At 71.3% G+C, this 20,840-nt stretch carries 24 protein-coding genes; 16 read left to right on the forward strand and 8 right to left on the reverse strand.

Features of this window, described 5'->3' with window-relative positions; genetic code table 11:
- Positions 1–15: 15 nt before the first annotated feature.
- Positions 16–618: an SOUL family heme-binding protein gene (locus ABD831_RS05745; protein WP_344942814.1), complete on the reverse strand. Its 603-nt coding sequence runs from the start codon at positions 616–618 to the stop codon at positions 16–18.
- A 50-nt stretch (positions 619–668) separates the two neighbouring features.
- Between ABD831_RS05745 and ABD831_RS05750 the strand changes: the two genes are divergently transcribed.
- Positions 669–1,190, forward strand: a complete 522-nt coding sequence (locus ABD831_RS05750; RefSeq protein ID WP_344942817.1) for a GNAT family N-acetyltransferase — start codon at positions 669–671, stop codon at positions 1,188–1,190.
- Here the strand turns inward: ABD831_RS05750 and ABD831_RS05755 are convergent.
- Positions 1,151–1,984, reverse strand: a complete 834-nt coding sequence (locus ABD831_RS05755; RefSeq protein WP_344942820.1) for a hypothetical protein — start codon at positions 1,982–1,984, stop codon at positions 1,151–1,153. The genes ABD831_RS05750 and ABD831_RS05755 overlap by 40 nt on opposite strands.
- Before the next feature lie 209 nt (positions 1,985–2,193).
- Between ABD831_RS05755 and ABD831_RS05760 the strand changes: the two genes are divergently transcribed.
- Positions 2,194–2,535, forward strand: coding sequence for an MmcQ/YjbR family DNA-binding protein (locus ABD831_RS05760; protein WP_344942823.1), 342 nt, complete (start codon positions 2,194–2,196; stop codon positions 2,533–2,535).
- A 35-nt stretch (positions 2,536–2,570) separates the two neighbouring features.
- On the opposite strand, the gene ABD831_RS05765 is transcribed toward ABD831_RS05760, so the two are convergent.
- Positions 2,571–2,978 carry a VOC family protein gene (locus ABD831_RS05765; protein WP_344942825.1) on the reverse strand — a complete coding sequence of 136 codons (408 nt, stop codon included), beginning with the start codon at positions 2,976–2,978 and terminating at the stop codon, positions 2,571–2,573.
- A gap of 43 nt (positions 2,979–3,021) precedes the next feature.
- Between ABD831_RS05765 and ABD831_RS05770 the strand changes: the two genes are divergently transcribed.
- The 10 genes from ABD831_RS05770 to ABD831_RS05815 all read left to right on the forward strand — a co-directional run bounded on the left by ABD831_RS05770 (position 3,022) and on the right by ABD831_RS05815 (position 10,705).
- Positions 3,022–3,912, forward strand: coding sequence for a carbon-nitrogen hydrolase family protein (locus ABD831_RS05770; RefSeq protein WP_344942829.1), 891 nt, complete (start codon positions 3,022–3,024; stop codon positions 3,910–3,912).
- A 133-nt stretch (positions 3,913–4,045) separates the two neighbouring features.
- Entirely contained in the window at positions 4,046–4,669 is a 624-nt protein-coding gene (locus ABD831_RS05775) for a hypothetical protein (protein ID WP_344942831.1), read from the forward strand.
- Positions 4,670–4,768: 99 nt separating this feature from the next.
- Positions 4,769–5,068 (forward strand): hypothetical protein, encoded by a 300-nt coding sequence (locus tag ABD831_RS05780; RefSeq protein ID WP_344942834.1) that lies wholly within the window; start codon positions 4,769–4,771, stop codon positions 5,066–5,068.
- Positions 5,068–6,021: an FAD:protein FMN transferase gene (locus ABD831_RS05785; RefSeq protein ID WP_344942836.1), complete on the forward strand. Its 954-nt coding sequence runs from the start codon at positions 5,068–5,070 to the stop codon at positions 6,019–6,021. The genes ABD831_RS05780 and ABD831_RS05785 overlap by 1 nt, the downstream gene beginning before the upstream one ends.
- Positions 6,021–6,581, forward strand: coding sequence for a ferric reductase-like transmembrane domain-containing protein (locus ABD831_RS05790; RefSeq protein WP_344942838.1), 561 nt, complete (start codon positions 6,021–6,023; stop codon positions 6,579–6,581). Before ABD831_RS05785 ends, ABD831_RS05790 begins: the two co-directional genes overlap by 1 nt.
- Entirely contained in the window at positions 6,578–7,687 is a 1,110-nt protein-coding gene (locus tag ABD831_RS05795) for an NADH-ubiquinone oxidoreductase-F iron-sulfur binding region domain-containing protein (RefSeq protein WP_344942841.1), read from the forward strand. Before ABD831_RS05790 ends, ABD831_RS05795 begins: the two co-directional genes overlap by 4 nt.
- Positions 7,671–7,880, forward strand: a complete 210-nt coding sequence (locus ABD831_RS05800) for a hypothetical protein (RefSeq protein WP_344942843.1) — start codon at positions 7,671–7,673, stop codon at positions 7,878–7,880. Before ABD831_RS05795 ends, ABD831_RS05800 begins: the two co-directional genes overlap by 17 nt.
- A 136-nt stretch (positions 7,881–8,016) precedes the next feature.
- Complete coding sequence (locus ABD831_RS05805) at positions 8,017–8,922, forward strand: ROK family protein (RefSeq protein WP_344943035.1); 906 nt, start codon at positions 8,017–8,019, stop codon at positions 8,920–8,922.
- Positions 8,919–9,875 carry a 1-phosphofructokinase family hexose kinase gene (locus ABD831_RS05810; RefSeq protein WP_344942845.1) on the forward strand — a complete coding sequence of 319 codons (957 nt, stop codon included), beginning with the start codon at positions 8,919–8,921 and terminating at the stop codon, positions 9,873–9,875. Before ABD831_RS05805 ends, ABD831_RS05810 begins: the two co-directional genes overlap by 4 nt.
- Positions 9,872–10,705 (forward strand): class II fructose-bisphosphate aldolase, encoded by an 834-nt coding sequence (locus ABD831_RS05815; RefSeq protein ID WP_344942848.1) that lies wholly within the window; start codon positions 9,872–9,874, stop codon positions 10,703–10,705. Before ABD831_RS05810 ends, ABD831_RS05815 begins: the two co-directional genes overlap by 4 nt.
- 175 nt (positions 10,706–10,880) lie before the next feature.
- On the opposite strand, the gene ABD831_RS05820 is transcribed toward ABD831_RS05815, so the two are convergent.
- On the reverse strand, positions 10,881–11,780 hold the full coding sequence (locus ABD831_RS05820; RefSeq protein ID WP_344942851.1) for an SIS domain-containing protein: 900 nt from the start codon (positions 11,778–11,780) through the stop codon (positions 10,881–10,883).
- 129 nt (positions 11,781–11,909) lie between these two features.
- Between ABD831_RS05820 and ABD831_RS05825 the strand changes: the two genes are divergently transcribed.
- The 4 genes from ABD831_RS05825 to ABD831_RS05840 all read left to right on the forward strand — a co-directional run bounded on the left by ABD831_RS05825 (position 11,910) and on the right by ABD831_RS05840 (position 16,038).
- Positions 11,910–12,710, forward strand: coding sequence for a DeoR/GlpR family DNA-binding transcription regulator (locus ABD831_RS05825; protein ID WP_344942853.1), 801 nt, complete (start codon positions 11,910–11,912; stop codon positions 12,708–12,710).
- Positions 12,711–12,869: 159 nt separating this feature from the next.
- Positions 12,870–14,132: an extracellular solute-binding protein gene (locus ABD831_RS05830; protein WP_344942856.1), complete on the forward strand. Its 1,263-nt coding sequence runs from the start codon at positions 12,870–12,872 to the stop codon at positions 14,130–14,132.
- A gap of 14 nt (positions 14,133–14,146) precedes the next feature.
- Positions 14,147–15,142, forward strand: a complete 996-nt coding sequence (locus tag ABD831_RS05835; RefSeq protein ID WP_344942860.1) for a carbohydrate ABC transporter permease — start codon at positions 14,147–14,149, stop codon at positions 15,140–15,142.
- Positions 15,139–16,038 (forward strand): carbohydrate ABC transporter permease, encoded by a 900-nt coding sequence (locus tag ABD831_RS05840; protein WP_344942863.1) that lies wholly within the window; start codon positions 15,139–15,141, stop codon positions 16,036–16,038. The genes ABD831_RS05835 and ABD831_RS05840 overlap by 4 nt, the downstream gene beginning before the upstream one ends.
- Positions 16,039–16,058: 20 nt before the next feature.
- On the opposite strand, the gene ABD831_RS05845 is transcribed toward ABD831_RS05840, so the two are convergent.
- The 4 genes from ABD831_RS05845 to ABD831_RS05860 form a co-directional block, all read right to left on the reverse strand.
- Positions 16,059–17,489, reverse strand: coding sequence for a hypothetical protein (locus ABD831_RS05845; protein WP_344942866.1), 1,431 nt, complete (start codon positions 17,487–17,489; stop codon positions 16,059–16,061).
- Positions 17,490–17,573: 84 nt separating this feature from the next.
- Complete coding sequence (locus ABD831_RS05850) at positions 17,574–18,035, reverse strand: phage tail protein (protein WP_344942869.1); 462 nt, start codon at positions 18,033–18,035, stop codon at positions 17,574–17,576.
- Between the two features lie 75 nt (positions 18,036–18,110).
- A complete protein-coding gene (locus tag ABD831_RS05855) occupies positions 18,111–19,613 on the reverse strand; it encodes a hypothetical protein (RefSeq protein WP_344942872.1) in 1,503 nt (500 codons plus the stop codon).
- A gap of 124 nt (positions 19,614–19,737) precedes the next feature.
- Positions 19,738–20,628 carry a hypothetical protein gene (locus ABD831_RS05860; RefSeq protein WP_344942875.1) on the reverse strand — a complete coding sequence of 297 codons (891 nt, stop codon included), beginning with the start codon at positions 20,626–20,628 and terminating at the stop codon, positions 19,738–19,740.
- Positions 20,629–20,840 lie beyond the last annotated feature (212 nt).

Genomic DNA, 20,840 nt, shown 5'->3' on the forward strand with positions numbered 1-20,840 from the left:
GCGGGCCCTTCGCGGCTATCGGTCCGTGGCCGGTCCGGGCTCCTCGACGACATCCCCCTTGACGTCCTCGACGACGTCCTGGACGACCTCGTTGCGCCGGAGCAGCCACGGCATGAAGGGCGGGTCGAACCGGTCCCACCGCGGCGCGCCCACCGGCGACAGCCCGGCCTCCCGGATCGCCCGGTCCAGCGCTGCCCGATGCTCCTCGAACGAGGCCTCGGTCCACCGGCCGCGGTAGCGCCGAGCCGCGCCGAGCGTCGCAGGGCGCTCACGCAGCTGCACGTCGGGGCTCGTCGGGACGGGCGCGTCCGCGAGTGACAACGACGAGGGCAGGACGAACGCCACGGCATACTCCCCCTCGCTGGTCCGGGTCTGCTCCACGGGCTCCGTCATCGGGATCGTCGCCGAGTCGCGCTGGGTGACGGGCGCCGTCATGGCGACCCGGCTCGACGAGTGGTTCTGCCCGCTGATGTAGCCGAAGAGGGTGCGGAAGGCCGCGTTGCCCGCGTCCTCGAAACCCGTTCGCACGACGACCTCGGCCACGACGTGCGGGGCATAGCGCCGCAGCTCGAACTCCGGATAGCGCCGCACCACCTCGTAGGCCTGCTTCTCGGTCACGTCGTCAACGCTACGCGCGGCCTCGGTCGCCGGCTGCGACACTGGCGCGCATGGACGGCTTCACGATCCGCCCGGCGCAGCCGGAGGACCACGAGCGGCTCGGTGACCTGACCGCGGCGGCCTACCTCGACGACGGCCTGCTCGACTTCGGCGCGGAGGATCCCTACCTCGAGGTGCTCCGCGACGTCGCCCGCCGAGCCGAGCACGCGGAGGTGCTCGTCGCCGCCGACGCGTCGGGCACGGTGCTCGGCGGCGTCGCGTTCGTCGCCGGGCCGGGGCCGTTCGCGGACGTGGCGCGGGAGGGCGAGGCCGAGTTCCGCACGCTGGCCGTCGCGCCGGACGGCCGCGGTCGCGGGGTCGGCACCGCCCTCGTGCGGGAGTGCATCGACCGCGCCCGGGCCCTCGGCCGCCAGCGCGTCGTCCTGTCGACCCAGCCGATGATGCACGCCGCGCACCGCGTCTACGAGCGGTTCGGCTTCCGGCGCGCCCCCGAGCGCGACTGGTCACCGATCGACACCCTGACGCTGCTCGTCTACGAGCTCGACCTCACCGCCGACCCGGCGCGCGACTGAGCGTCGGCGTCGGCGCGCCCGATGAGGTCGCGCACCGCGGCCACGATCGTCGGGTCGAGATCGACGTGCGACTCGAGCAGGGCGAGCAGGGTGGCCGCCGCGTGCGCGTTGCGCTCGTAGCCGGGCACGAGGTCGGCCAGTGGCAGCACGTCGGGCCCGAAGCGCCGCTCCGCGCCACGGTCGATGACGAAGACGTCCTGTCGGGCTCCCTGGCCGAGCCCGAGGTGGCCGAGGATCGTGATCCAGCGGTCCACGGCATACCCCTGGATGAAACGGGTCGCGGTGAGCCGCTCGCCGCGCAGGTCGCGGTGCAGCCCGACGTAGAGGTTGGTGATGGCCTCGCCGATCTGGTGCTCGATCGAGTCCGGCTGTGGCGCAGGCACCTTCGGTATCTCGAGTCCGGCAGGAGCGTCGGCGCGGCTCCAGTGCAGGCGGCCCGGCGGGTAGCCCGCGGTGTCCATCTCGGCGAGCGAGAACACGGCGTACTCCGCGAAGAGGTCACCCTCGAGCAGCGCCTTGCGCCCGGCGTCGCTGTTCTCGAACGACCACACGACAGGGTGCGCCGCCTCGAGCCAGTCGATGTCGGCCAGGTAGCGGTCACGGGTCTCGGCATCGTCGACGACGACGAAGAAGTCCGCGTCGGAGTGCTCGTCGAGGCGGTGCAGGTCGCGGCCGACCGAGCCGAGACCGAGCAGCGCGACGGCGTCCCCGCGACGGTCGAGCTCGGCGCCGAGGCGGTCGAGGAAGGCGAGCAGGCGCTCGGGGACGGTGGGCTGGGACGGTGCGGACGGCATACGTCGTCTCCTTCGAGGAAGGTCGACGTGTCATCCCGCCCAGCCGGCTGCCGTCGGGGTCGCGACAGACGCAGGGTATGCCGTGTCGCCCGTTCGCGGAAGAGCTTTGTCGGGTGCCCGGTCGGCCGCCGTCACGCGTCACTGCCTCGGACCCAGAGCCTTCGGTGGGTGTGTCGGCGCCGCGCTCGTGGCAGGGTGGAGGGGTGCCCGTGACCATCGAGGACGTGCGGCGTGTCGCCGAGCAGCTGCCTCGCTCCTATGAGGTGCTCGTCCGTGACCGCGTGAAGTTCCGTGTCGGCAAGATCGTGTGGCTCGCCTTCTCCGCGGACGAGACGCAGATGGGGTTCGCCTTCCCCAAGGAGGAGCGCGACGTGCTCGTCGCGAGCGAGCCCGACGTCTTCCTCATGCCGCGCCGGTCCGACCTGCGCTTCAACTGGGTCGAGGTGCGGCTCGACGCGCTCGACGAGTTCCGCATGCGCGAGATCGTCGTCGACGCCTGGCGGCTCGTCGTGCCGAAGACCGTCGCGCTCGCCCACAGCGCCGACGGCTGACCGGACCGGCGCCTCGCAAGGCGCGTCCCGGAGGGTCAGGTGGTGATGCGGAACGCGCGTGAGGGTCGGGGGCCGGTCTCGGAGGCGCCACGCTCGATGCAGAACTCGTTGCCCTCGGGGTCGGCCATCGTCACCCAGCCCGAGCCCTCGGGCGTGCGGTGGTCGCCGACGACGGTGGCGCCGAGGGTGAGCGCGCGCTCGACCCACTCGTCGCGGGTTCCCTCGTCGGGGGCGAGGTCGAGGTGCTGGCGGTTCTTGGCCGACTTGCCCTCGGGGACGGGGATGAAGAGCAGCCCGAGTCCGGAGCTCGGGAACGACGACGCGACGACGACCTCGGGGTCGTCGTCGTAGTAGACGTTCCAGCCGAGCAGCTCGGACCAGAAGGTGCCGAGGGCCCGGGCGTCGGCGCAGTCGAAGGTCACGTTGTGGATGTGCAGGCTCATGCCGCCAAGCATCCCGCGCTCGTCGCCTCGTTAGGTTGTCGGCATGACGACGTTGCGGTGGGCGGTGGCACAGAGCCGGATGGCCGAGGACCCCGGCGACGCCGAGGCCGTTCGCGCAGCCGGCGTCGAGATCCGGGCCCTCATGCGGGACGCCGCCGCGGGAGGCGCCCGTCTGGTGCAGTTCCCCGAGGGCGCGATCGTCTACCCCAGCAAGCACGTCATGTCCTCGGCGGGCCCGCGGACGGTGTCGGACGCGGACTGGGCCCGGGCCGACTGGGACCTCCTGCGCGAGGAGGCCGAGTCGGTCGCGCGCCTCGCCGCGGAGCTGGGCATCTGGGTGGCGTTCGGGTCGATCCATCCCCTGACGCCGCCGCACCGCCCGCACAACAGCTTCTACGTCGTGTCCGACCGTGGTGAGCTCGTCGGCCGCTACGACAAGCGGTTCCTGTCCAACACCGAGCTGACGTGGATGTACTCCCCCGGGTCGGAGCCCTTCGTCTTCGAGGTGGACGGCGTCCGGTTCGGGGTGGCGCTCTGCATCGAGGCCAACTTCCCGCACCTCTTCGAGGAGTACGAGCGGCTCGACGTGCACGCAGTGCTGCTCTCGGTCATGGTCGACGATGCGATGCGTGCCGAGATCGGCCGGTCGTATGCGGCGCTCTTCGGCTACTGGGTCGGCTACTCCGTGCCGGCGCAGTACGGCTCCACGGTGCCGTCCGGCATCGCGGCGCCCGGCGGTCGGTGGGTGGCCCGCTGCCCCGGCGAGGACCGGCCGGCCCTCGCGTTCGCCGACCTCGACCTGGCAGCACCCGACGAGGACGTCAGGATCGCCGTAGACCTCGCGCGCCCGTGGCGGCGCAGCGCGAAGGACGGACTCCACGACGCGCTCCAGGTCGGGGACGACCCGCGCAGCCGGGACATGCACGCCTTCTGAGGCAGCGGTCCGGGGGCAGGGCGTGAAGATCCTGTGAAGGTCCGGCTTCCGGCGCGACGGTGACGCCACCACCTCGGCGGACGGGGCTAGGTTCGGGCGCTCGGGCGCGAAACAGGCGACACAGGGGGTTTGCGTGGACACGGCGACAGCCATCGCACGACGGGTGGGCATCGCCTTGTTCGCGGGCACCCTGGCGCTCGTCGTGTCCTCCTTCGCGTGGCCCGCGGTGCTCGTCCTGGGCGACCGGGTGACGAGCGCAGGTGACGCCGCCGTCGCGCTGCTGGGCTGCGGTCTCCTCGTCGGGCTCCTCTCCCGGGTGCTGGCCGTCGTCGACCGTCGACGAGGACGGGGTCGGTCCGTTCCCGACGCCGAGGGCGCACGGCGTGCCCGTTCGGGCCGCCGATTGGCCGTGGTGCTGCTCGTCGTGGGAGCCGGGGCGGGCGCTGCCTTCTCGTGGGCTCTCGACAGTGGCTCGACCTCCGCCGTGCTCGCCCCGGCCAGTGCGAACGGGTGCCGGGTCGTGGTGAAGGAGCACTCGTTCCTCATGGGCGGCAGCGGCTCCGTCTTCGTCCTGCCTGCTGGCGCCGTCGTGGCCCGTCGTGTCAGCCGGTACAGCACGGACGACGGGTATCGACCGGTCGAGGCAGGGTCGTTCGCCCTCTCCTGGGCGGGCGAGCGGGGACACCTCGAGGTGTCCGGTTCCGGGTTCGATCCCGTCTGGCCGAGGAGCCACGAGGTGGTCTGTCGCGGCGGTTGAACCACGACCGGTACGACGCATGCCGAGGTCATCGGAGCGGCACAGCCGTCCCACAGTGGGGCGCCCGACGGTGGAGTCATCCCCACCGAAGGAGCCCCGATGAGCACCGTCCCCCGCGCCCTGCGCCGAGCCCGACTCTGGACCGCCGGCCTGATGACCGCCTCGACCGTCCTCGTCGGCGCCATCGGCATCCACCTCGCCGACGCCCGGACCACCACGGCCCAGACGTCGTCCACCTCGAGCGACTCGACGTCCAACGCGTGGAACGCGACGTCGAGCTCGTCCGGGTCGGACGACAGCAGCTCGTCGGACGACTCGGCCTCGAGCTCCGGGTTCAGCGCGGTGGCCCCCGTGAGCGGGAGCAACGCACAGGCACAGACGAGCTCTGGCGGTTCGTGATGGACACCCTGAGCAACGCCGTGGCCGACGCCGTCGCGACCGGCACGTTCCGGGCCATCGGCACGACGAACTCCGTCCTCGTGACCCGGCCCGACGTGCTGGCCGACGCCCTCGACCTCGCCCAGAGGCACCTGCGCGAGGTCGACCGCGCCGTGAGCCGCTTCCGGACCGACTCGGAGGTGAGTCTCCTTGCGGCGAGAGCCCGCCGGGCACCTGCCGAGGCGTTCGTGTCACCGACCTTCGCGGCATACCTCCAGGCGGCGCTGCGCGTCGCGCGGCTCACCGGGGGCCTCGTCGACCCGACCGTCGGGTCGGCGCTCGTCGCCGAGGGCTACGACGGCGACCTCGACCTCGTGCGCAGCCGCCACGGCTTCCACCAGGTCCGCGTCGCCGGTGTGCCGCACTGGCACACGGTCCACCTCAACGTCTCCGCGCGACGCGTCTCGGTCGCCCCCGGCACGCTGCTCGACCTCGGCGCCTCCGCGAAGGCGTACGCCGCCGACTGCATCGCCGCACTGCTCGCCGAGTCGCTGCCGGGCGGGTTCGCCGTCAACCTCGGCGGCGACGTCGCCGTGTCCGGTGACCTCCCCGAGCACGGCTGGGCCATCGGTGTCGAGGACGCGTCGGGCGCGACCCGGCAGGTCGTCACGAGCACCGGCCAGGCGATCGCCACGTCCTCGACGCAGCTGCGTGTCTGGGACACCGACGACGGACCGCGACACCACATCGTCGACCCGCGCACCGGACACACCGCCCCTGCCGTCTGGTCACAGGTCTCGTGCGCCGCCGCGACGTGCCTCGAGGCCAACGCCGCCTCGACAGCTGCCATCGTGCTCGGTGCCGATGCGCCGGACTGGCTTGTCCGACAGGGAGTTCCGGCGCGTCTCGAGACCTGCGACGGCCGGGTGCTGACGACGCCGGGGTGGCCCGACGAGACACGCAGGGCCGCCTGATGAACGAGCTGCTCTGGTACGTCTCGCGCGCCACCGGCGTCGTCAGCATCGTGCTGCTCACCGTCGTCGTCGTGCTCGGCCTCGTCACGTCCGGCCGGCGCCCCACGGGCGACTCCGCGACGGTCGTCATGGCGCTGCACCGCTGGCTGTCGCTCGGCACGAGCGTCTTCCTCCTCGCGCACATCGCGACGGCGATCGCCGAGACGTACGTGTCGATCGACCTCGTCTCGGCGGTCCTGCCCTTCACGTCGGGCTACGAGGCGCTGTGGGTCGGCCTCGGGACCCTCGCCTTCGACGTGCTGCTCGCCGTCGTCGTCACCTCGCTCCTGCGCCACCGCCTCGCCGAGCGCACCTGGCGCCGGGTGCACCTGCTCTCGCACGCCCTCTGGCCGATGGCGATCATCCACGGCCTCGCGCTCGGCACGAGCGGCGAGCTGCTCCTGCGCGGCACGACGATCGCGTGCGCCGTCGTCGGCGTCGGGGCCATCGCCTGGCGCTACTCCACCACCCATCACGACGAAGAGCGACGCATCGCCGTCGCAGCCCAGGAGTGGTCATGAGCATCGTCCCCCTGCTCGCCGAGGCGGGCCTCACGGGCCGCGGCGGCGCCGCCTTCAGCACCGCGACGAAGGTCGCGGCCGCCCACGCCCACGCCGCCCAGCTCGTCGTCAACGCCTGCGACGGCGAGCTCGGTGCCACGAAGGACGCCTGGGTCGTGGCCAACCGCCTCGGCGAGCTCATCGACGGCGCCACCGAGATCGCCGACGGCGCGCGGGTCACGTATGCCGCCCACCGCGGGTCCGAGACCGCGCACCTGCTGCGCTCGGCGGGCCTGCGCCTGCTCGCGGTGCCGCCGCGCTACGTCTCGTCGGAGGAGTCGGCGATCATCTCGCTCGCCCAGGGCGGCCTCGCCCGGCCGATGACGAAACGGCAGCCGTTCGTCCGCGGTGGCCGGGACTCCGAGGGTCGCCGGATCAGCCCGACCGTCGTGCTCAACGCCGAGACCGTCTGGCGCGCGGCGCAGGTCTCACGACACGGCGCGTCGTGGTTCCGGTCGTTCGGCACGCCCGACCAGCCGGGCCCCCGGCTCGTCTCCGTCAGCACGCCGTCGGTGCGGGGGGTCGTCGTCGAGACCGCCGCCGGAGCGCGTGTCACCGACCTGCTCGACCTCGCCGGAGGACTGCCCGACGACTCCGCCGCCGTCCTCGTCGGGGGACTCGGCGGCAGCTTCGTCCGCGCCGCCGACGTGCCAGGGCTGCTGTGGTCCGACGCCGACCTCTCGCGCGTCGGCGCCCGCACCGGACCCGGAGTGATCGAGGCCCTCGACCCGCGCGACTGCCCCCTCGGCTTCGTCGACCGCTGCCTCACGTGGGCTGCGGGCGAGTCCGCCGGCCAGTGCGGCCCGTGCATGTTCGGACTGCCCGCCCTCGCCGCCGACTGGCGGGCGCTGGTCACGGGAGGCGACGACACGGCATACGCCCGCGTGTCCTCCCGGGCGGGGCTCCTGCCGGGCCGTGGCGCGTGCCGGTTCCCCGACGGCGTGGCCGGCTTCGCCCGGTCGGCGCTGCACGTCTTCGCCGACCATCTCGAGCAGCACCGCGCCGGGCGCTGCGCCGCCGCCGAGCTCCGCTCCACCCCGAGGAGGACCGATGTCCACGCCTGGTGACCGCTCCGGCGCCCACTCCAGCGGCCGCTCGACCGGCCCCTCGACGGACCGCGCCGAGGACCACACGCGGCGACGGCTCGGACTCGCCCACGAGCCCCGCGTCGCCGTCGACCGCGTCGTGGGTGAGGACGGACGCGAGCTCGCCGACACGGCCGTGCGACTGTGCCCGGCGCGGGCGCTCTACCTGCGCTGACTCGCCGCTGACCCGTGCTCCCCGCGCGGTGTCGACCGGCTGGTGGCAGGCTGGGCACACGAGGATCCACAGCCTGTCCGAATGTGATTGATCGGGTGTTCAACCGTGCACGATTGCTCATAGACTGCGCACCGTGATGCGCGAAGCAGTGGTCGGGATCGACGTCGGCGGCACCCGGATCAAGTCGGCCCTCGTGACTCCCGACGGCCAGGTGCTCGCCGAGACGGTCCGCACCACCCCCGACCGGGTCGGTGACCAGCTCGGTGAGGTGGCCGCCAAGGAGGTCGTCGAGCTGACGGCCCGGTCCGGTGAGGCCATCGACCTGCTCGCCGTCGGCGTCGCGGTGCCCGGCCTCGTCGACGAGGTCGCGGGCATCGGCGTCTGGTCGGCCAACCTCGGATGGCGCGACCTCGACCTCCGCGGCGGCGTCGCGGCCCACGTCGACGTCCCCGTGGCCGTCGGACACGACGTGCGCTCCGGCCTGCTCGCCGAGCACCGTCTCGGCGCAGCGCGCGACGTCGACAACGTGCTCTTCGTGCCTCTCGGCACCGGCCTGGCCAGCGCGATCCTGTGCCGTGGGCAGCTCGTCACGGGGTCGCTGTGGACCGGCGAGATCGGCCACATCGTCGTCGTGCCCGACGGCCCGCTCTGCGGGTGCGGGCAGCGAGGATGCCTCGAGGCCCTGTCGAGCGCCGGGGCGATCGGACGCCGCTGGTCCGAGGCGACCGGACTCGTCGGCGACGCCGAGGAGGTCGCCCGCCGCGCCGAGGCCGGCGAGGCCGAGGCCGGCCGCATCTGGCAGGAGGCCATCGACGCGCTCGCGATCATGGTCGCGCCCGTCGTGGCCGCCGCCGGCACTGAGCTCGTCCTCATCGGCGGGGGCCTCGTCCACGCCGGTGACATCCTGCTCGGGCCGCTGCGCACCGCGCTCCAGGCACGTCTCGGCGGCCGTGACGACGTCGTCGTCGAGGCCGCCGCCCTCGGCTCGCGCGCCGGCTCGCTCGGCGCCGCGACCATCGCGCTGGACCTCGTCGGTCGATGATCGTCACCGTCACCCCGAACCCCGCGCTCGACATCACGTATGCCGTCCCGCGCGTCGCGCTCGGCGAGTCCCACCGCGTCGCCTCGGTGAGCGAGCGCGCCGGAGGCAAGGGCCTCAACGTCGCAGCGGTGCTCACGTCGATGGGGCACCCGACCGTCGCCGTCGCCCCGGCCGGCGAGATGGACGTCGACCTCTTCCGGTCCGACCTCGCCGCGCGGCGGGTGCCGCACCGCCTGGTCCCCTCGCCGTGCCCGACCCGCCGGTCCGTGGCCGTCGTCGAGGCCAGCGGCCGGGCGACGCTGTTCAACGAGCCGGGCATCGGCCAGTCGCAGCGGGTCTGGGACCGGGTCGTCGACGAGGTGACGTCCCTGGCACCACAGGCCTCGGTGCTGACGGTGTCGGGCAGCTTCCCGCCCGGTACGGACGCCGAGCTGGTCCGGCGGCTGACGAGGCTGGCGCACGAGTCCGGCCTGCGCGTCGTCCTCGACGTCAGCGGCATCCACCTCTCGCGCGCGCTCGGTCTCGGTCCCGACCTCGTCAAGCCCAACCGGGTCGAGGCGGCGCAGACGCTGACCGGCCTCGGGCGTGGTGAGGTGCCGTCGGTGCCGGGCGCGGCCCGCGCGCTGGTCGCGGCGGGCGCCCGGGCCGCGATCGTCAGCGACGGCACCAACGGTCTCGTCCTCGCGCACGAGGACGTCCTGCTGCGAGCCCACCTGCCGCGTCCGCTCTCGGGCAACCCGACCGGGGCCGGCGATGCCCTGACGGCGGCGCTCGCTGCCGACCTGGACGGCATCCCCGACCTGCCGAAGGGCGTCGAGGCGTGGGCCGCCGTGCTGCGCCGCGGCGTCGCGTGGTCGGCGGCGGCGGTGCTGCAGCCGGTGGCCGGGTCCGTCGATGCCGCCGACGTCGACCGCCTCTTCCCGTCCGTCGAGATCGAGGAGATCCGTCCGTGACCCGCTCCGCCCTGACGCCCGTGCTCGCCGAGGCGTCAGCCGCCGGTCGTGCCGTCGCGGCCTTCAACGTCATCCAGCTCGAGCACGCCGAGGCCTATGCCGCCGCGGCCGAGCGGGTGGGCCTGCCTGTCGTCATGCAGATCTCGGAGAACTGCGTGCGCTATCACGGGTCGCTCGCGCCGCTCGCGGCCGCGACCCTCGCCATCGCCGACGCCTGCAGCCAACCGGTCGTCGTGCACCTCGACCACGCCGAGGACGTCGCGCTCGTCGAGGAGGCGGTCCGGCTCGGCCTGACGTCGGTGATGTTCGACGGATCGACCCTGCCCGATGACGAGAACCGTTCGGAGACAAGGCGCGTCGTCGAGCTGTGCCGGAGCGCCGGGGTCTCGGTCGAGGCCGAGCTCGGCGAGGTCGGTGGCAAGGACGGCGTCCACGCTCCCGGTGTGCGCACCGACCCGGCCGATGCGGCGCGCTTCGTCGCCGACACGGGCGTCGATGCCCTCGCCGTCGCGGTCGGGAGCAGCCACGCGATGACGGACCGTACGGCAGAGCTCGACACGGATCTCATTGCGGCACTGCGGGACTCGGTCCCGGTGCCGCTCGTGCTGCACGGCTCGTCAGGGGTGCCCGACGCGGGTCTCGTCGCCGCAGTGCGGGCCGGCATGACGAAGGTCAACATCGCGACCCACCTCAACCAGGTGTTCACGCGGGCCATGATCGAGCGCCTCGAGCAGTCGACGACCGTCGACACGAGGAAGTACCTCGGCGCCGCCCGCGACGCCGTCACCGACGAGGCCGCCCGCCTGCTGCGCCTACTCGCCCACCCCTAACCGTCGAAAGGCCACGTCTGGCCCCTCGCGAACCGTCGAGAGGCCACGTCTTGCCCCTCGCCAACCGTCGAGAGGCCACGTTGTGCCCGGCCATTCATGGCCTTTCGACGGTTGGGGGTGGGCCGTTCGTGGCCTTTCGACGGTCGGGGGTGGGCCAGACGTGGCCTTTCGACGGTCAGGTGAGGACGATGCTTCTCGTCAGGTTGCGGGGGGCGTCGGGGTCGAGGCCTGCGGCGTCGGCCTTGCCGAGGCACAGCCGGTGCAGGCGCACGAGGTCGGCGAGCGGATCGATGTCGCGGTGCTCGAAGTGCGCGCCGGTCGCCTCGACCTGCTCGCGCAGCCCCTCCGGCACCTCACCGAACGCCCACACGGCGCGCCCCGGTGCGGCGATGCTGATCGGGCCGTGGCGATACTCCATGGCCGGGTAGGACTCGGACCAGAACTGCGCCGACTCGCGCAGCTTGAGGGCCGCCTCGTTGGCGATGCCGTTGGTCCACCCGCGGCCGAGGAAGGTCACCTGCTCCGCACCGAGCAGGGGGCCGTATGCCGTGTCGGCGTCCTCGGCGAGCACCGCGCGGGCCTGCGCGGCCGCCGCCGTGAGGTCCTCGCCGAGCGAGGCCCGAAGCAGCGCCAGGGTGGTCGTGGCGAACCGCGTCTGCACGACGCTCTGCTCGTCGACGTCGTCGAGCAGCACTGTGGCATCGGATCGCTCGGCCACGGGGGTGCCGGCCGTCGCGACGAAGGAGACGTGCGGCGTGCCCGCGGCGCGCAGCTCCTCGACGACGGCCATGACCTCGGTCGTCGTGCCGGAGCGGGAGATCAGCACCACGCGGTCGTAGCCGCGGGCGAGGTGGTGCTCGGAGGCGGCATACGCGTCGGTGGTGCCCTGCCCGAGCTCCTCGCGGCGGGCGGCATACGCCTGGCCCATGAACCACGACGTGCCGCACCCGATCGTCGCGACCCGCTCCCCGGGCCGCGGAAGGTGTCCGGCGACCTCGCCGAGGCGGCCGGTGACGCGCTCCCAGTCCTCGGGCTGCGTGGCGATCTCCTGGGCGAGGTGGGTGGACTGCGACATGGGCTCTCCCGGCAGGTGGACGTGGGCGACGGTCGCGCGACACGCGATGCGTGTGTCTGCGCGAAAGCAACCCTAAACGCGCAGAGATGCACATGTCCATTGCTCGAAGTGCGCGGTATCGTCAGCCTCGTGACCGAAGTGATCGATCCCGCCCGCAACCGCGCCAGTCGCTGGTCGGTCATGCTCGACCGCCTCGCGACGACGGGGCGCCTCGGGGTCGGTGAGGCGGCCGAGCTGCTGAACGTCAGCGAGGCCACGATCCGCCGCGACTTCTCCGAGCTCGCCAAGCGCCAGCTCGTCGCGCGCAACCACGGCGGCGTCGTCGCGACGTCCGTCGCCTACGAGCTGCCCTACCGCTACCGCAGCAGCATGGCCGACGACGACCGGACCCGCGTCGCCGAGGCGGCCGCCGCCCTCGTCGAGCCCGGTCAGGTCATCGGCCTCAACGGCGGCACGACGACGACGGCCACCTCGCGGGCCATCACGGCGCGCGAGGACCTCGCCGCCGACGGCGAGATCACCATCGTCACCAACGCGCTCAACATCGCGACCGAGGCGGTGCTCCGTCCGCACGTCCAGTGCGTCTCGCTCGGCGGTGTCGCCCGACCGGAGTCCTACGAGGTCACCGGTCCGCTCGCGACCCTCGTGCTCCAGCAGCTCTGGCTCGACGTCGCCATCGTCGGCGTCAACGCCCTCAGTGCGCGCGAGGGCGCCACGTGCCGGCACGAGGAGGAGGCCGCGATCATCCGCACCATGATCGAGCGCTCGCAACAGGTCATCTGCGTGGCCACCGGTGAGAAGCTCGGTCTGCGCACGTTCGCCTCGATCTGTCCCGCCGAGCGCATCGACCATCTCGTCACTACCGTGGGCGCAGACCGCGACGAGGTGGAGGCGCTCCGCGCGGCGGGCGTCCAGGTCCACGAGGTCTGACGCGCGCACCAACTTTGCGTGATTGTGATCGGATCACCGAAGTTTCGGTCATCATTGCTCTTGCGGAGGTCCAGACGCCGCTCTAGGTTGGGCGTCACCGTGGCCGGGTGGGCGTGTGAACACGCCCCCAGCACTCCCGGCACCGAACCAAGGAGAGACATGACGTCGACGAAGAAGTCTGTGGTCGTCGCGGGCCTGGCCATCGCAGGCCTCGCCCTCGGCGCGTGCGGCGGGGGCACAGGGGCCGGCACGAGCGCAGGCGCCAGCGGGGGCAGTGGCCAGGAGGTCAAGACGATCAAGATCGTCGCGGCCGAGTACTCCAAGGACCACACGAAGGCGTTCTGGGACGCCTTCGCCAAGACGTACCACGACAAGACCGGCTACACCCTCGAGGTCCAGGTCGTCAGCTGGGACAACATCGACCAGCAGTCCTCGACGATGATCCAGAACAACCAGGCGCCGGACATCCTCAACCTCAACGCCTACGCCAGCTACGCCAAGGACGGCCTGCTCTACGACTCGGACGCCGTGCTGCCGGCCGCCGCCAAGAGCGACATCCTCGACACGTTCGTCAAGTACGGCACCTACCAGGGCAAGTTCTACGGCTTCCCCGACCTCAGCTCGGCGCGCGCCTTCTTCTACAACAAGACGCTCTTCAAGCAGGCCGGCATCGCCAACCCGCCGAAAACGTGGGCCGAGCTCGAGGACGACGCGAAGAAGATCACCGCGCTCGGCAACGGCAACATCGGCTACGCCCTCCCCCTCGGCCCCGAGGAGTCGCAGGGCGAGTTCTCCATGTGGCTGTTCAACAACGGCGGTGACTGGAAGACCGACGGCAAGTGGGTCATCAACTCCGACAAGAACGTCGAGACGCTGAGCTTCCTCAAGAAGCTCTCTGACGAGAAGGTCACGCAGAACAACCCGGCCCGCACGAACCGCGCCGACGCCTTCGACCTGTTCAAGTCCGGCAAGGCCGGCATGGTCATCGGCTTCAGCCCGCTCGCCGGCGCCCTCGACGAGGACAAGAAGGTCGACTACGGCGTCGCCCCCTTCCCGTCCAACGACGGCACGGAGAGCAAGACCTTCGGCGTCACCGACTACCTCATGGCCTTCAAGAAGCCGGGCAACGAGAAGGCAGTCAAGGCTTTCTACGACCTTTACTACCAGCCCGACCAGGTCAACACCTTCATCAAGGCCGAGGGCTTCCTGCCGGTCACGAAGACGGGCGTCGAGCAGTTCCAGAGCGACCCGAAGCTCAAGGTCTACCTCGACACGCTGCCCAACGCGAAGCTGACGCCGACCGACGACCCGACGTGGGACAAGGTCAAGCTCGCCGTCCAGCAGAACCTCGGCGGCGCCATGAACGGCTCCCCCAAGGCCACCCTCGACGGTCTGCAGAAGACCGCCGAGAACGGCGGCTGAGGCATACGCCCCCGATGACCGAGAGCTCCACGGTGACCCCCGACCCCGCCACCTCGGCGGGGTCGGGGCAACCCCGTTCCCGTATGCCGTCACGCGCGGGCCGTCGTCGCCGCGCCGGTCGCATCGGCCAGGTCCACCCCCTCGTGGCCCTGCTGTGGCTCGCGCCGGCGCTCGCCCTCATCCTCGGGGTCGTGCTCTACCCGGCGATCAAGCTCTTCGACGCCTCGCGCGGTGAGTACTCCATCACCGGGCTGCGCAAGGGCGACGCCGGCTGGAGCAACTACGCCAAGGTGCTCGACCACCCGGACCTCGGCACGGTCCTGCGCAACACCGTCGTGTGGGTCGTCGCGGTCGTGGCCGTCACGATCGTGCTCAGCCTCGCGCTGGCGCAGTTCCTCAGCAAGAGCTTCCCGGGCCGGCGCTTCGTGCGCTGGGCGGTCATCATCCCGTGGGCCGCCTCGCTCGTCATCACGAGCCAGCTGTTCGTCCTGCTCTACGACTACAACTACGGGATCATCAACCACGTCCTGCAGGGGCTCGGGCTCATCGACCAGCCGATCGACTTCCTCGGCAACGACAGCTGGACGATGTTCTCGATGGTCGTCGTCGGCGTCTTCGTCTCGCTGCCGTTCACGATCTTCGTCTTCATCGCCGGCCTCGGCGCGATCCCCGACGACGTCATGGAGGCGGCGACGGTCGACGGCGCGAGCCCGTGGCAGCGCTACTGGAACATCACGCTCCCGCTGATGCGCCCGGCGCTGATGATCGCGACGGTGCTCAACGTCATCTACGTCTTCAACAGCTTCCCGATCATCTACACCCTCAACGACCGCAACCCGGGCTACCTGCACGACACGACGATCACGTTCATGTACAAGCTGGCGTTCAAGAGCCAGGAGAAGGACGTGGGCATGTCGGCGGCGGCGGGCATCTTCAACGTCGTGCTGATCCTCGTCGTCGTGGGGATCTACCTCAAGATCATCAACTGGCGCGAGGAGACGAGCCGATGAGCACGACCACGGCTGCCGCCCCGGTGCGCCCGGATGCTCCTGAGCCGCAAGCCGGCCCGACCCACACGACCGACCCTCGTCGCCGCAAGCGCACCCTCATGGCGATCGGCGGCGCGCTCGTCGCGCTCGTCTTCGTCGCGCCCTACCTCGTCATGGTGCTCGACTCGCTGCGCACGAGCACCGACGTCAAGAGCACGCCGCCGACCTTCCTGCCGAAGGTCTGGCAGTGGGACACCTACGCCCAGATCCTCGGCGACGAACGCTTCCTCAACTGGCTCAAGACCTCGCTCATCATCGCGGCCGGCTCGACGGTCATCGTCATCCTCGTCGCGATCCCGGCGGCGTTCATGACGGCCCGGCACCGCTTCCCGGGCCGCGGGGCGTTCCTGCTGCTCGTGCTCGTCACGCAGATGTTCGCGCCGACCTCGCTCGTCGTGGGCCTCTACCGGCAGTTCTTCGAGCTCAACATGATCAACACCTACGGCGCGCTGATCCTCACCAACGCGGCCTTCAACCTCGCCTTCGCGATCTGGATCCTGCACGGCTTCTTCTCCTCGATCCCGCTCGAGGTCGAGGAGGCCGCCGCGCTCGACGGTGCGAGCCGTCTGCAGATCCTCCGTCGGGTCATGCTGCCGCTGACCCTGCCGGGCCTCGTCACGGCGACGATCTTCACCTTCATCGCCGCGTGGAACGAGTACGTCGTGGCCCTGACGCTGATGATCGACGACGACAAGAAGCCGCTGACGGTCGGCATGCGCGCCTACATCACCGGCTACGAGCAGCACTGGGACCAGCTCTTCGCGGCCTCGGTCATCGCTGTCGTGCCGGTCGTCATCCTCTTCGCCGTCATCGAGAAGCACCTCGTCGGCGGCCTCACCGCCGGCTCGGTCAAGTAGCCCGCTGCCGCTCGGCTGGTTCAGAACCAGTCGGGCGGCGGCGGCACGGCGATGCCGACGACCGTCCCGAGCCGCACGACCGGCCCGTTCACGGCGCCGGCGGCGATCCGCGCGCACTCGGAGGCACGGCACCAGCGCGGGACCTCCCCCGACGCGTCGCGGACCATCATCCGCAGGATGCCCGCCATCGTCGACCCGGCCAGGGTCGTGCGCGCGTGCGGGTCCTGGTAGACGACCACCTCGGGACGTGACCCCTCGGGCAGCGCGGCCGTGGACGTGGCGACGATGCCGGCATACTCCAGCCGGGTCTGCTGGTGGGCGCCCACGTCGGCCCGCCAGGTCAGCACGCCGACGACCGCGAGGACCCCGAGCACGCCGATCCCGATGCGGGACAGCACCCCCGGGTCGCGCAGCAGCAGCGCGGCCGGGAGCACGAGGGCGAGCCAGAGCCAGAGCTCGCCGCGCGCGCTCGTGACGACGCCGGTGACGAGCGTCTGGGCCGCTCCCAGGGCGGCCACCACGGCGAGTCCGGCGCAGAGCCGCGCAACCAACGGACGCGTGACCGGGCTGAGGAGGCCGGCGACGACGGCCACGGCGCCGGCGACCGTCGCCGCCGGCGCCTCCAGCAGCAGCGCGGCGACGGCGCGGACGGCGCGGCCGGTGTTGACCCGCAGGGTGTCGAGGTCGTGCAGTGGGTTCGGGTGCCGCCAGCTCGCGATCTCGAGGCCGAAGTGCCCGAAGGCGAACCAGTTCAGGGTGTAGATGACGGCGACGCCGACGGCCCAGCTCGCGACGAAGCCGACCGACAGCAGCGCCAGCCGGCGCCAGTCGACCATGCCGAGGTGCACCACCGCGACGACGAAGAGCACTCCGGCGACCGGCGGATAGCTGAGCAGCGAGAGCACGGTGCCGGCGAGGAGCCAGACGGCGAGCCGCAGTCGGCCCCTTGCCGCCCACGGCAGGCTCCAGACGCCCGCCGCCGCCACGATGGCCGACGAGATCAGGGTGCCGGGCCAGTAGAGCAGCCGCACCCAGACGACCGACGAGAAGAGTGCGAGGCCCAGCAGCGCCTGCACGGCCCAGTGGCTGCGCCGGTCGGCCTGCCAGAGCAGCCGCCACAGTCCTGCGACGAAGAGCGCGTATGCCGCGACGTACGTCCCCGAGGCCCACGCGGGAGTCATGTGTTGGCCGACCGTGAGCCACCAGAGGTAGTTGAGCCAGCGGCCCTCACGCAGGTTCTTGGCGAAGTTGTCGAGGGTCGCGGGCGTGTCGACGGGCAGGACGTAGGGCCAGTCGTCATAGCGCAGGAGAGGCGAAAACGCTTGTGTCACAGCCTCGGTCATGACGAGAGCCGCGAGCAGCACAGCGACTATGACGACCCACCGCGGCGGGTGCCACCCGCGCCGGCCCACGAGGGTCGAGCGGTCGGTGGTGCGCTGGACGGTCGTCATCTGGGCTCGCTCACAAGGGAAAGGCGGCGCCCTTCGACGATACGCAGATGCCAGCCGCGGCTGGACAGTTCGTGCGAATCCGGGTCAGTACTCGCCCTTGACGACGAAGTAGGAGCCGCGGATCGTGCCGGCGAGCTTCGACTTCTGCCGCGCGAACTTGAAGCTCGCGAGCTCGTCGGGGACGTCCATCCCGTCGCAGAGCTTGAACCCGACGGCGCGCTTGCCTCCTTCGGCGAGCGTGTAGAGCACGTTGACCGACAGGCCGGACTCGTAGAAGACGTAGGCCCAGCGGATGCCGTCGACCTCGAACTCCGTCGCCTCGAGCGCCGGCGACGCGATGACGATGCCGCGCTCCTCGTCGAGGATGTGGCTCACGTAGTTGACGACGTCCGCGGCCACGTCGGCCGGCTCGGTGCTGAACGTGTGGGCGTACTTGTTCTTGAAGTAGCGGGCCTCGTTGGCGCGCAGGCCGGCCAGCGCCTCGGCGTGCGGCGACGACTCGAGACCGACCGTGGAGACCTCCGTGAAGTCGACGTCGTAGGCCATGACCACCTCCAGCTCGCGGGACTCTTGCCGCAAGGCTAGCCGCGGGCCGCTCGGGTCGGGGCGCGTCGGGGGCGCTCAGACCCAGCCGGGCGGGGGCGGGATGATGATGGCGATGACGTGGCTGAAGCCTCCCGGCCTGTCGAGCCGGACGATCGGACCGGACGCCGCGAGCTGGGACAGGTCGATGCACTCCTGACCGCGACACATGCGGGGCAGGATGCCGCCGGTCTGCTGGCGCACCGCCATGACCATGGTGCTCGCGATGAGCCGCCCGTCGCGGCTGTTCCTGAGGGCGGGGTCCTGCCACATGACTATCGGCGCCATGGTGGTGCTCGGCGCGTGGGCGGTCGCCCGCTCGGCGATGGCGGCGAACTGCATCCGGGTGGCCTGGTGGGCGCCGATGTCGGCCCGCCACGAGAGCACGCCGGCGACCGCGAGGACGGCGAGCAGGGCTGTGGCGAAGTGCTCGACGTTCGGACGGCGTATGCCGGGTGCGTCCTCGGGCGCGGATGGGTCCTCGTCGTTGCGGTGGCGTTCGAGGAGGAGCAGGGCAACGGGCAGCACGGCGAAGAGCCACGTCCACAGCTGGCCGCGCGCCTCGGTGACGATGCCGGTGGCGAGGGTCTGCGCGGCGTCGAGACCGCAGGCGACGGCGAGGGCGACGAGCAGCCGCTGCAGCCGGGGGCGCACCGCGCGGTCCCGCCAGCCGAGGACGATGGCGACGACACCCACGGCGGCGACCCACCACTGCGTCGCCCACATCGCGCCCGTGGCGGAGAGCCAGCGCCCGGCGTTGGTCGTGAAGGCGTAGAGGGACGTGAGCGGGTTGGACTGGCGCCAGGCCGGGAAGTCGAGCCCGAAGTGCCCGTTGAGGACGAGGTTCAGGGTGTAGCTGATGCCGACCCCGACGACGAACGCGGCGATCCACGCCGCGATGACACCGAGCACCCGGCGCCACGGCGCGTCTCGGAGGTGCACGACGGCGACGACGAGCAGCACCACCCCGACCGGCGGATAGGTCATGACGGCTGCCGACTCCGCGACGAGGAGCCACAGCCCGAGCCGCACCCGCGAGCGAGCGGCCCACGGCAGCAACCAGATCGCGGCCGCGCCGACGAGGACCGACGGCGTCAGCGCGCCCGGCCAGTAGACGAGCTGCACCCACACGCAGGAGGCGAAGAGCGCGACGCCGAGGAGGACGTCCGCGACGGGACGGGGGCGGATGCCTGAGAGGTGCAGCACCCGCCAGACGCCGGCGACCAGCGCGACGTAGCCAACGGCATACGTGATCGCTGCGGTCGTGGGCGTGCCGTGCTGGCCGACGACCTGCCACCAGAGGGTGTTGAGCCAGCGGCCCTCGCTGGAGTTGTAGTACGACGGCGGGAGGACGCCCTTCGTGCCGTCGGGGAGCAGGAAGGGCCAGTCGTCCTGGCGGATGAACGGGGTGACGGCCTGGGCAAGCCCGCGGGTCACGAGGAACGCGACCGCGAGGGTCACGGGGACGAGGTAGCGGCGGGGCGGCGCTGAAGGCAGCAGCCGCGCACGCGTGGGGGCGTGTGTCTGGGTCTGCGTCGTCATGGTCGTGTCGCTCTCGGAGGTGGGAACCACAGGGCCGGATGCGCGACCCTACTCACCTTTGATACCCGGCCGACCTGAAGACCGCATCCCAGCCCGACGGGTGGAAAGCGGGCTGCGTGCGGCGTCAGTCCGTTGTGTCGGGTTGCCACTTCTCGAAGGTCGGGTGCCCGGCGGGCGTCCAGACGATCTCGAAAGCAGTGTCGCTCGGTTCCACGGCGTCGTAGTCAAACCCGCCCGCGTAGGACGCGACCCAGCCGGTCTTCTCCTTCTTGGGGATGGCCTTCTGGAAGTAGTCAATCCCGTGCTCCGCGATGAAGCTCTCCATCGTGGATGGGGACTCTGCGAGGGCTATCTCCTTGTTCGTGACGACTTCCAGCAAGAACTTGTCAGTGGCCTGGTCGCGCGCGATGTCGGCGACGATCAGCTTGACCTGGTCCTTGTAGGCGGCCGTCGAGCGGTTGAGCTTGCCCGTGTAGATCCAGTACTGGTCCAGCTTGGCCACGGTCTGCTCTTTGTCGCGCGCGACGATCTCGTACTTCGGCCCGCGGTAGGTGTAGGCCTCGGCTTCAGGCGTGGTCGATGTCGCAGTCTGGCTCGGCTCCTCCGATCGCGTTTCGCTCGCCGACGCCACCACCTTGGTCGGAGATGCGCTCGGTACGGAACTGCCACTGCCACCGCGGACCCCGACGGCGACGCCTGCGATCACCATGACTAGGACCAAGCTCCCACACACTGCCATGGCGCGCTTCTGGGTCTGCGGCTCCAGGCGGCGGAACGCCGCGTAGCTCTGAAGGGCGAACGCCTTGAGGTAGGTGCCAGCCGTCTTCGGCTTGGGGCGGCGGAAGGTCAGCTCCGTCCACAACAGCCCGGGGTTCTGGTCGACGAGCTCCCAGCCGTCCTTCTCCCACTTCGCGATGTTGCTCGCTTCGGTGCCCCTGATCGCCCGCACCTCGTTGTGCTCGTACTGCACTTCCTCAGCCACCCGGCTCCCCGCCCCTATCGACTTGTCACTCACGGATACATCGTGAGGAGAGTAGTGGCGCGGCGCCCATGCTCGGTCAACAGGGTGCACTCACGAGGAGAGGCCGGATTGCGTCTGTCGAGTGAAGTCTTCGCTTCGTCGCGATGGACGGCTCCTCGGGCCTCGTCCGCAGATGACCGTCGGCGGATGAACCATCTGTTGCGTGCCTGAAATGTGCCAATCGCACCCGTTGCACCGACCTGACC

It is taken from the genome of Terrabacter ginsenosidimutans, from assembly GCF_039539425.1.
GTDB lineage: Bacteria > Actinomycetota > Actinomycetes > Actinomycetales > Dermatophilaceae > Terrabacter > Terrabacter ginsenosidimutans.